8 protein-coding genes and 1 pseudogene are annotated in these 10,708 nt (G+C 65.3%); 7 read left to right on the forward strand and 2 right to left on the reverse strand.

What is annotated here, in order from left to right:
* The 4 genes from rfaE2 to CWO91_RS39635 all read left to right on the forward strand — a co-directional run.
* A partial coding sequence (rfaE2, locus tag CWO91_RS39620; protein WP_130220787.1) for a D-glycero-beta-D-manno-heptose 1-phosphate adenylyltransferase occupies nucleotides 1-608 on the forward strand: 608 nt, incomplete at its 5' end.
* Nucleotides 605-1,891, forward strand: a complete 1,287-nt coding sequence (locus tag CWO91_RS39625; RefSeq protein ID WP_130220788.1) for an O-antigen ligase family protein — start codon at nucleotides 605-607, stop codon at nucleotides 1,889-1,891. The genes rfaE2 and CWO91_RS39625, both read left to right, overlap by 4 nt.
* A 127-nt stretch (nucleotides 1,892-2,018) precedes the next feature.
* Entirely contained in the window at nucleotides 2,019-3,929 is a 1,911-nt protein-coding gene (locus CWO91_RS39630; protein ID WP_165406032.1) for an SDR family NAD(P)-dependent oxidoreductase, read from the forward strand.
* Between the two features lie 85 nt (nucleotides 3,930-4,014).
* Nucleotides 4,015-4,962: an NAD-dependent epimerase/dehydratase family protein gene (locus CWO91_RS39635; RefSeq protein ID WP_130220790.1), complete on the forward strand. Its 948-nt coding sequence runs from the start codon at nucleotides 4,015-4,017 to the stop codon at nucleotides 4,960-4,962.
* On the opposite strand, the gene CWO91_RS39640 is transcribed toward CWO91_RS39635, so the two are convergent.
* On the reverse strand, nucleotides 4,950-5,969 hold the full coding sequence (locus CWO91_RS39640; protein ID WP_130220791.1) for an MraY family glycosyltransferase: 1,020 nt from the start codon (nucleotides 5,967-5,969) through the stop codon (nucleotides 4,950-4,952). The two genes, CWO91_RS39635 and CWO91_RS39640, sit on opposite strands and share 13 nt — an antisense overlap.
* Nucleotides 5,966-6,925 carry a lysylphosphatidylglycerol synthase transmembrane domain-containing protein gene (locus CWO91_RS39645; RefSeq protein WP_130220792.1) on the reverse strand — a complete coding sequence of 320 codons (960 nt, stop codon included), beginning with the start codon at nucleotides 6,923-6,925 and terminating at the stop codon, nucleotides 5,966-5,968. The genes CWO91_RS39640 and CWO91_RS39645 overlap by 4 nt, the downstream gene beginning before the upstream one ends.
* A 235-nt stretch (nucleotides 6,926-7,160) precedes the next feature.
* On the opposite strand from CWO91_RS39645, the pseudogene CWO91_RS39650 reads away from it, so the two are divergent.
* The 3 genes and pseudogenes from CWO91_RS39650 to CWO91_RS39660 all read left to right on the forward strand — a co-directional run.
* Nucleotides 7,161-8,149 (forward strand): annotated as a pseudogene (locus tag CWO91_RS39650) (NAD-dependent epimerase).
* Nucleotides 8,150-8,156: 7 nt separating this feature from the next.
* Nucleotides 8,157-9,569, forward strand: a complete 1,413-nt coding sequence (locus tag CWO91_RS39655) for a mannose-1-phosphate guanylyltransferase/mannose-6-phosphate isomerase (protein WP_165406033.1) — start codon at nucleotides 8,157-8,159, stop codon at nucleotides 9,567-9,569.
* A 184-nt stretch (nucleotides 9,570-9,753) separates the two neighbouring features.
* A partial coding sequence (locus CWO91_RS39660; RefSeq protein WP_130220794.1) for a Gfo/Idh/MocA family protein occupies nucleotides 9,754-10,708 on the forward strand: 955 nt, incomplete at its 3' end.

Genomic DNA, 10,708 nt, shown 5'->3' on the forward strand with positions numbered 1-10,708 from the left:
CGGACTGGGACGCGGCGCTGCGCATGGCCAATGCCGCCGCCGCCGTCGCCGTCGGCAAGCAGGGCACCGCCACCGTGAGCGCGGCCGAGCTGCGGCGAAAGATCCTGCCGCACGCCTATCTCGCGGCCGAGGAGAAGATCGTGCTCGAGCCGGGCGTGCTGGACGCGCAACTCGCCGAATGGAAGCGGCAGGGCCAGCGCGTCGGCTTCACCAATGGCTGTTTCGACATCCTCCATCCCGGCCACGTCAAGGTGCTGACCGCGGCGCGCGCCGCCTGTGACCGCCTGATCGTGGGTCTCAACAGCGACGCCTCGGTGCGGCGGCTGAAGGGTGCCGATCGCCCGGTCCAGGACGAGCGCGCGCGTGCCGAGGTGCTCGCTGCGCTGGAGGCCGTCGATCTCGTCGTCATCTTCGAGGAGGACACGCCGATCGACCTGATCACCAAGATCAAGCCCGGCGTGCTGGTCAAGGGCGGCGACTATACCCGCGAGCAGGTCGTCGGCCACGAGGTCGTCGAGGCCGCGGGCGGGACGGTCGTGCTGATCGATATCCTCCAGGGCTTCAGCACCACCGCGCTGGTGCATCGCGCGCGGGGAGGGGACAAGTGACGGCGCTCGCCCGCGAGACGGCCGGCCAGATGCTCGGGCGGCGCCTGCGCAGCCCGGCGGCCTGGCGCGAGACGGTCGACATTTTCGCGGTGCTGACCGCGGCTTCGCTGCCATGGTCGACCTCGCTTGCGGGGATCTTCAACGCCCTGATGCTGCTCTGCATGGTGCCGTTCCTCGACCTCCGCGCGTTCCTGCAATCGCTGAAGCGTCCGATCTGCGCGGCGCCGATCGCACTGGTCGTTCTCGCGCTACTCGGGACGCTGTGGTCGGATGCGACCTGGGGCGCGCGCCTGTATGCGGTCAATCCGACCGTCAAGCTGCTCGTGCTGCCCGTCCTGCTCTACCATTTCGAGCGCTCGCAGCGCGGGCATTGGGTGCTCGTCGCCTTCTTGGTGTCCTGTGCGCTGTTGTCGGTGATGTCGTGGCTGGTCGCCTTCTATCCCAACCTCGCGCTCAAGACCGATGCGCCCGAACGCGGCATCTTCGTCAAGAACTACATCGACCAGAGCCAGGAATTCACGCTTTGTGCGGTCGCGCTCGCCTATCCGATCGTGATGCTGCTGCGTGAGAAGCGTTACTGGCTCGCCGGGCTGCTCACGGCGCTAGCGCTCAGCTTCTTCGTCAACATGGCCTTCGTGGTGGTATCGCGCACGGCGCTCGTCACCATTCCGATCATGTTCGGCGTGTTCGCGCTGCTTCATCTCAAATGGCGCAGCATTGCGATCGTCGCCGCCGTGCTGATCGCCGGCGTCGTTCTCGCCTGGCAGGTCTCGCCACATTTGCGCCAGACCGCTGAGAGGTTTACCGACGACTATACGCTCTATGTGGAAAGGGGCGAGCCGACCTCTCTGGGCCTGAGGCTCGAATTCTGGCGGAAATCGCTCGGCTTCTTCGCGGAGGCACCGGTCGTGGGGCACGGCACGGGCTCGACGCGCGGATTGTTCGAGCGGGTCGCGACACCCAGCGGCCAGTACCAGGCGTCCGCCGAAGTGATCGGCAATCCGCATAACCAGACGCTGAACGTCGCCGTGCAATGGGGCGCCATCGGTATCGCCGTTCTCTTCGCGATCTGGATCCTGCACCTGCTGTTGTTTCGCGGCGACGGGTTCGCCAACTGGATCGGACTCCTGGTGGTGGCGCAGAACGTCTTCACCTCTCTGTTCAATTCCCACCTGTTCGACTTTCACGAGGGCTGGATGTACGTCATCGGCGTCGGCGTTGCCGGCGGCATGGTGATCCGGGCCCAATGGGGCGAGGCGAAGCCGGAAGAGGACGGTTCCTGAAGGGCCCTAGCCGCTGGCAGGCCTCGACTGGCGAGCCTCACCTCGTAAGCCTTCTCTGGCATGTCCTGCCGAGATGGGTTATCAGCGCGGGCAGGTTGCATCTAACTGGGTTTTCATCGGTCGGCGGATGACGCGTCTTTCGCATCTCACTTTGCGCAATTTCCTGATCGCGCTCCACGACTTACTGGCGACCACGGCGGCGCTTTTCGCCGCCTTCTATCTGCGATTCGAGGGTGGCGAAGGCTTCTTCGAACGCTTGCCGCTGCTGTTCCAGATTCTGCCCTATTTTCTTGCCTTCAGCGTGGTCGTGTTCTTCGTCTTGAACCTGACCACGACGAAATGGCGGTTCATCTCGCTGCCGGACGCGCTGAACATCATTCGCGCGGCGACCGTGCTGACGGTTGCCTTGCTCGTGCTCGACTACATCTTCGTCGCGCCCAACGTTCGCGGTGCCTTCTTCCTCGGCAAGGTGACGATCGTCCTCTACTGGTTCCTGGAGATTGCCTTCCTCAGCGCGCTGCGCATGGCTTATCGCTATTTCCGCTATACGCGGGTGCGGCGTCATGCGAGGTCCGATGATGCCGCGCCGACGCTGCTGATCGGCCGCGCCGCGGATGCGGAGGTGCTGCTGCGCGGCATCGAAAGCGGAGCGATCAAGCGCATCTGGCCGGTTGGCGCATTGTCGCCGTCACTTGCGGATCGGGGCCAGTTCATCCGCAACCTGCCGGTGCTGGGCGGCATCGACGATTTCGAGGACGTCATCGCGGATTTCGCCAAGCGTAACAAGCCGATCGCCCGCCTCGTGATGACGCCGTCGGCGTTCGAGCCGGACGCGCATCCGGAATCGATCCTGATGCGGGCGCGCAAGTTGGGTGTGATCGTCAACCGCATGCCCTCGCTCGAGAGTGGCGACACGCCGCGGCTTACGGCTGTCGCGGTCGAAGACCTCCTGCTGCGCCCGAGCGAGAAGATCGACTATCTGCGCCTCGAAACCCTGATCAGGGGTAAGGCCGTGATCGTCACCGGCGGCGGCGGCTCGATCGGCTCCGAGATCTGCGAGCGCGTCGTCGCCTTCGGCGCCGCGCGTCTTCTGATCGTGGAAAATTCCGAGCCGGCGCTCTACGCGGTCACCGAAGCGCTCGCCGCGCATTCGGCGGCCCAGATTGAAGGGCGGATCGCCGACATTCGCGACCGCGAGCGCATCATGCGCCTGATGGCCGAGTTCAAGCCGGACATGGTCTTCCATGCCGCGGCGCTCAAGCACGTGCCGATTCTCGAGCGCGACTGGAGCGAGGGCGTCAAGACCAACATCTTCGGCTCCATGAACGTGGCCGACGCAGCGCTCGCCGCCGGCGCGGAAGCCATGGTGATGATCTCGACCGACAAGGCGATCGAGCCGGTGTCGATGCTCGGCCTGACCAAGCGTTTCGCAGAGATGTACTGCCAGGCGCTCGACCGTGATCTTGCGGCAGCGAGCGGCGGTGCCAAGCCGCCGATGCGGCTGATCTCGGTCCGGTTCGGCAATGTGCTGGCCTCGAACGGCTCGGTGGTGCCGAAATTCAAGGCCCAGATCGAGGCTGGCGGCCCCGTGACCGTGACGCATCCCGACATGGTCCGCTATTTCATGACCATCCGCGAGGCCTGCGATCTCGTCATCACGGCGGCAACGCACGCGCTCGGAGCGCAGCATTCGGACGTCTCGGTCTACGTGCTCAACATGGGCCAGCCGGTGAAGATCGTCGATCTCGCCGAGCGCATGATCCGGCTCTCCGGGCTTCAGCCGGGCTACGACATCGATATCGTGTTCACGGGCATGCGGCCGGGCGAGCGCCTGCACGAGATCCTGTTCGCTTCCGAGGAGCCGACCCGCGAGATCGGCGTCCCCGGCATCATGGCCGCTCAGCCGAACGAGCCGCCGATGCAGACCCTGCGCAAATGGATTGCGGCGCTCGAGCAGGCGATCGCGCGCGACGATCGCGCCACCATCAGGACCATCCTGAAGGATGCGGTCCCCGAATTCGGGTCGACCGCGGCCTGACCATGCAGCCTCGAGGCAAGATCGTCATCGCCTGTGCCGCTCTGGTCGACGGATTGTTGCGCAATGTTGTTCCGGCGGGGCAACGATGAGCGAGATAAAGCCGGTCGCGCTGGTGACAGGAGCGAGCGGCTTCCTTGGCCGCCATATCGTGCCTGCGCTGACGCGGGAGGGATGGTCGGTCCGCCGCGCGGTGCGCAGCCCGGAAGGCACCGACGGCGAGGTCGTGATCAAATCGATCGGCCCCGAAAGCGACTGGCAGGCCGCGCTCGAAGGCGTCGACGCCGTCGTCCATCTCGCCGCGCGCGTGCATTACAAGAACGAGGAGCACGCGGTCCAGCTCTACCGCGACGTCAATGTCGACGGCACACTGCATTTGGCGCGCTCCGCAGCGATGGCCGGCGTGCGCCAGTTCATCTTCATCAGCACCGTTCTCGTTCACGGCCGCAGCAATGACGGCCGTGCACCGTTCAGCGAGAGCGATGCCCCGACGCCGCGTGGCCTCTACGGCACATCCAAGGCTGAGGCCGAGGCGGGCTTGAGGACGCTGGCGCGCGACAGCGACATGAAAATCTCGGTGATCCGGCCGCCGCTGATCTATGGTGCGGGCGCCAAGGGCAATTTCGCGCTGCTGACGCGCGCGGTCAGGCGGGGACTGCCGCTGCCCTTTGCGGCGATCCGCAACCGCCGCAACTTTCTTTCCGTGCAGAACCTGTCGTCGTTCATCCTGCACCGGCTTCGCCATCCCGACCCGGCGAGCAATTTCGAGATCTTTCTGCTGGCCGACCGGGAGCGGGTCTCGACGCCTGAATTCATCGCGTGTCTGGCGAGAGCCTCCGGCAAGAGCGCCCGCCTGTTCGGCATACCGCCAAAGCTGCTCAGCGCGGCCCTCCGCGTGACGGGCCGTCAGGATATGCAAGACGGCCTGATCGGCTCGCTCGAGCTCGACATCTCGAAGGCGATCGCAACCGGTTGGCAGCCGCAGGTCACCCTCGAGGAGGGCTTGCGCCTGGCGGTGTCGGATCAGGAGCCCTGAGGCCGGGAGAAGCGGCGCAGCGCGATTCCGACCGCAATCGCGCCGGCAACAAGCGCGACCACGGTGATCGCGGGCGCGGCGGCGCGGATGGTGAGGATGGCGAGCCCGGCGAGCGCGAGGTTGAGCAGGAAGACCTCGCCGATCACTTGCGGCACCGTGAAGCCGTTGTCGGTGGCGCGCTGGTAGAAATGCGTGCGGTGCGCCGACCAGAACGGCTCGCGCCGCGCGATCCGTCGAAACAGCGTGATGGTGGAATCGGCGAGATAATAGGCCGGCAACAGCAGCGCCGCGGCCGGCTGCCCGCGAAAGGCGAGCTCCAGCAGGCACCAGCCGAGCAGAAGGCCGATCGGCAGGCTGCCGACATCGCCCAGGAAGACTTTTGCGACCGGGCGGTTGAACGGCGCGAAGCCGAGCATGGCGCCGCACAGCGCCGTCGCGATCAGCGCGGCCGGCCATGGCAGCTCGCCGAGCCATCCCAGCAGCAGTAGCGCCGCGGTGACCGGCACCACTTCCGCTGCCGTCATCAGGTCGAGCCCGTCCATGAAGTTGACGAGGTTCACGAACCAGACTCCTGCGAGCAGGATGAGACCGCGCTCCAGCGCAAGCGGCAGCGCCGGAACGATGCGCGCAGTCTCGGGCGCAATGAATACCACGGCGCCGACGGCTGCCGCCTGCAGCACCAGCCGCACGAGCACCGGCAGCGACACGATGTCGTCGGCGAATCCGACCAGCGCGATCAAGACCGTTGCGCCGACCAGCGCCGGCGGGATCGCGATGTCCGCGACAATCGCCCAGAGCGAGGCGACGATGAGCGTCGCGGCGATCACGGCGATGCCCGCACCCTGCGGGGTCGGGATGCGATGCGAGGACCGGGCGTTCGGCCGCGCCAGTGCGTAGCGCTGCAGCAGGGGACGGCTGGTCCAGGTGATGAGCGCCGACATCAGCGCGGCGATTGCGACGGCAAGCAGCAAGGGCATGGCGGCGAGGGCGTCGGCGGCCGGGCTCACTCGGGTACCCCGATCGGCGCTGATCCTTGCGCGGCCTTCTCCGCGCTGAGGATCCAGACCAGGCCGCCGATCGCCCCGACGATGAAGAACACCGCGCCGAACAGCAGCGAGACGTTGACGCCCTCGTTTGCTGCGAGTCCGGCGAAGCCGAACGCGAGGCCCATCGTGGCTTCACGCACGCCCCAGCCTGCGATCGAGATCGGCATCATGGTGATCAGCATCACCGGCGGGACGAGCAGGAAGATCTGGCCGAAGCTGATTGGTGCCGCGATCGACTGCACCACGCACCAGGCGATGACGACGGCGAGCACGTGAACGAGGATCGACAGGATCGCGACGATCGGTCCGCGACTGCGGCTGAAGATCACGCGATTGGCGACCACGGCACAGGCGTGGATGTGGTGCGTGGCCCACCAGGTCTTCAGCCAGCGCCATTTCAAGGCGCCGAAGATCAGAAAGCCGAGGCCGCCCGCGAGCGCCGCGAAGTCGAGGAGCAGCAGCGCCGAGCGCCCGTTCGGATCGGTGAGGAGGTTGTAGCTCCAGGGCAGGCTCGCGACGATGAGAACCGCGAGCGCGATCAAGCCGATCGCGCGATCGACGAAGATCGAGTAGGTCGCCGCGCGCCAGCCGGCACCGGCACGCGCGACCAGCCACAGCCGGACCGCATCGCCGCCGATCGCCGACGGCAGGGTCTGGTTGAAGAAGGCGCCGATCACGTTGTAGCGCATGGCCCGGCTGAGCTCGAGCGGCGCGCCGCATTCGGCGCTGATCTCGCGCCAGCGCAGCACGCCGACGAAGATTTGCAGGAACGTGACCGCGATCGCCACGCCGATCCAGATCAGGCTGGTCACCGTGAAGCGCGAGAACAGTTCGGACAAGTCCACCTTGCGCAGCGCCAGATAGAGCAGCGCCGCGGAAATCAGGATCTTGGCCGCAGAAAGCAGGATTCGGCGCATCTCGCCCGCATGAACAGGGTTTGCGAAGATTGGAGGCAACCCGACGCGAGGCGCCGAATTCGGCCGCTTTGGTATGGTCTTGGCGCCAATCTTGCAATAGCCGTGTGTCGTCAGCCGTGTGTAAGCCGTGCAGTGGCGTCTTGAAGGGCCCTCATGAGGAGCGGCAGGCCTATTGCGGCCTCCACGATGCGGCGGCTAAACAGGTTCTGCGGGCAAGGGATCTCTGGGGAACAGGATGACGGATCAGGCGATTTTGGTCACGGGCGCTGCCGGCTTCATCGGCTTTCACGTCGCCCGGCAGCTCCTGGCCGAGGGCCGGTCTGTCGTCGGGCTCGACAATCTCAACAGCTATTACGATCCCGCGCTGAAGCGAGCACGCCTTGCACTGCTCAAGAACGAGTCCGGCTTCTCCTTCGTCGAGGCCGACCTCGCCGACCGCGAGACGATCGCGGCGCTGTTTGCGCGACATCAATTTGCCAAGGTCGTGCATCTCGCGGCCCAGGCCGGCGTGCGCTACTCGATCGAGCAGCCGCACGCCTACGCCGATTCCAATCTCCAGGGCTTTCTCAACGTGCTCGAAGGCTGCCGCAACAATGGCTGCCGCCATCTCGTCTACGCTTCGTCATCCTCCGTTTATGGCGCCAACACAAAAATGCCATTTGCCGTGCAGGATCGCACCGACCATCCGGTGAGCTTCTACGCCGCGACCAAGAAGGCGAATGAATTGATGGCGCAGTCCTATAGCCATCTCTACCGGCTGCCGGTCACGGGCCTGCGCTTCTTTACCATTACGGCCCGTGGGGACGGCCTGATATGGCCATGTTCCTCTTTGTAGATGCCATCATGGCGGGCCGGCCGATCCGGCTCTTTAACCATGGCAGGATGCGCCGCGACTTCACCTATATTGATGACGTGACGCGTGTAGTATCCAAGCTGATCGATCTTGTGCCTGCGGACGATCCGGCTGCCGCAAATGCGCCGTCAAAGCTCTACAACGTCGGCAACCACCATCCGGAGGAACTGATGCACGTCGTCGGTCTTCTGGAGCGGGAGCTGGGCCGGACGGCGATCAAAGAATTGCTGCCGATGCAGCCGGGAGATGTGCTGGAAACGTTCGCGGATGTCGAGGACCTGATGCGCGACACCGGCTTTGCGCCGTCAACGCCGATCGAGCATGGGGTTCGTAACTTTGTCACCTGGTATCGGGACTATTTCAAGGTTTGAGATGACGATGGACAAACGCATAATCCCCCTGATCATGTGCGGCGGTGCCGGCACGCGGCTGTGGCCGGCTTCGCGCGAGGTGCGGCCCAAGCAATTCCTGCCGCTGTTCGGCACCCGCTCGACCTTCCAGGACACGCTGCTGCGCGTCTCCGATCCATCGCTGTTCGATCGGCCGATCGTCATCACCAATGCGGCCTATCGCTTCATGGTGCTGGAGCAGCTCGCCGAGATCGGGATCGAGGCCGATGTGATCCTTGAGCCGATGCGGCGCGATTCCGGCCCCGCGATCGCCGCCGGTGCGGTGTTCGCGCAGAACCGCTCCAATGAGGCGATCGTGCTCGCGCTCGCCGCCGACCACGTGGTGCGGGACAATGCCGCTTTCGTCACCGCGTGCCGCGAAGGCCTTGCGGCCGCGAATGCCGGGCGCATCGTCACCTTCGGCGTCAAGCCGGAACGGCCGGCGACCGAATACGGCTATATCAATCCGGGCGAGGTGATCACCGGCGAGGTGCTCGCGGTCGCGCGCTTCGTCGAGAAGCCGGATGCGGTGAAGGCGTCGGACTACGTCAATTCCAGCTATCTCTGGAACAGCGGCAACTTCATGTTCCCGGCCGCCGTGCTGCTCGACGAGTATCGCAGGGTGGATGCGGCGAGCATCGAGGCTGTCACGAGCGCCGTCACCAACGCCGGCCGCGATCTCGGCTTCGTCACGCTGGAGCCTCAGGCGTTCGGCGCGGCGAAGGCGATCTCGATCGACTATGCGGTGATGGAAAAGACCTCGCGCGCCGCCGTCGTGCCGGTGTCGTGCGGCTGGTCCGACGTCGGCTCCTGGCACGCGGTGTGGGAGCTCTCGGCGAAGGACGCGCTGGGCAACGCCGCGCACGGCACCGCCGTGTTCGAAGACTCCCGCAACTGCAACGTCACCACCGATTCCGCGCTGGTCGCGCTCGAAGGCGTCGACGATCTCGTGGTGGTCGCGACTGCGGACGCGGTGCTGGTCTCGCGCCAGAAGGATGCCAACGGCTTAAAGCGCCTCGTGACCAAGCTCAAGACGGTCGCGCCCAAGGTCACCGAGGAGCATCTCAAAGTGCACCGGCCCTGGGGTAGCTATCAGTCCGTCGACAATGGCGAGCGGCACCAGGTCAAGCGCATCGTGGTGAAGCCGGGTGGGCGGCTGTCGCTCCAGAAGCATCACCATCGTGCCGAGCACTGGATCGTGGTGCGGGGCACGGCACAGGTGACTGTCAACGACACCGTGAAAGCGGTGCATGAGAACGAGTCCATCTACATTCCGATGGGCGCCGTTCACCGGATGGAGAACCCCGGTAAAATTATGCTGGAGCTGATCGAGGTCCAGACTGGAAGCTATCTCGGGGAAGACGACATCATCCGGATTGAAGACGACTATCAAAGGTCGTAACCAGCAAACTCCGAATCACGCGACCCGGGCCCGAAGAGCGGTATCTTTTCCGGCTTAAGGCCTGGGGAACGTGTAACTTTTTGAATCAAATCGTGTCCGGACCGCTAGCGCGCCATTCGCCACAAATGTGGCGCCCGTGCTAGAAGCGGCGCCGGGGATTTGGGTTGAATCGGGGTTCCATCAGATGAGTTCCAACGGATCTGCACCGGCAAAGGCCGGCCTGCGCCTCGGCGTCATTGGCGCGGGCGTGATGGGCAGCAACCACGCGCGCGTGCTCGCGGGTCTTCCCGGCGTCAGCCTGGTCGGCATCGTCGATCCTTCGCCGACGCACCGCACCCGCACCACCGAGCTTGCGAGTTGCCAGGGTTTCGAGACGCTCGATCAGCTCTTCGCCGAGGGTGTCGATGCCGTCACCATCGCGGCGCCCACCCATCTGCATCACGAGGTCGCGCTCGCCTGCATCGCCAAGAACATCCACGTCCTGGTCGAGAAGCCGATCGCGTCCACGGTCGAAGAGGGCCGCGAGATCGTCGCCGCCGCGCAAAAGGCCGGCGTCACGCTGATGATCGGTCATGTCGAGCGCTTCAATCCGGCGGTCGCCGCGGTCAAGCAGGCGATCGCGGGCGAGGACATCCTGTCGATCGCGATCACCCGCGTCGGCCCGTTCCCGCCGCGCATGTCCAATGTCGGCGTCGTCATTGACCTCGCCGTGCACGATATCGATTTGATCCGCTGGTTCACCGAATCCGACATCGTCGAAGTGCAGCCGCAATTGTCGAGCGCGGTTGCCGAGCGCGAGGACATCGCGCTGTTGCAGTTCCGCACCGCGAATGGCGTACTCGCCCACATCAACACCAACTGGCTGACGCCATTCAAGGCACGCAGCGTCACGGTCGCGACGCGCGACAAATACGTGATGGGCGATCTGTTGACGCGCCAGGTCACCGAATGTTTCGGCTTCAAGCCTGATGGCAGCTATTCGATGCGGCATCTGCCTGTCGGCCACGACGAGCCGCTGCGCGCCGAGCTGATTGCGTTCCTGCAAGCAGTGCGCAACGGCGAGACGCCGGCGGTGACCGGCGACGAAGGCGTCGCCAGCCTCGAGATCGCGACGCAGTGCCTGGAGGCGCCGTCGCGGC

The sequence above is a fragment of the Bradyrhizobium genosp. SA-3 genome (genome assembly GCF_004212635.1).
GTDB lineage: Bacteria > Pseudomonadota > Alphaproteobacteria > Rhizobiales > Xanthobacteraceae > Bradyrhizobium.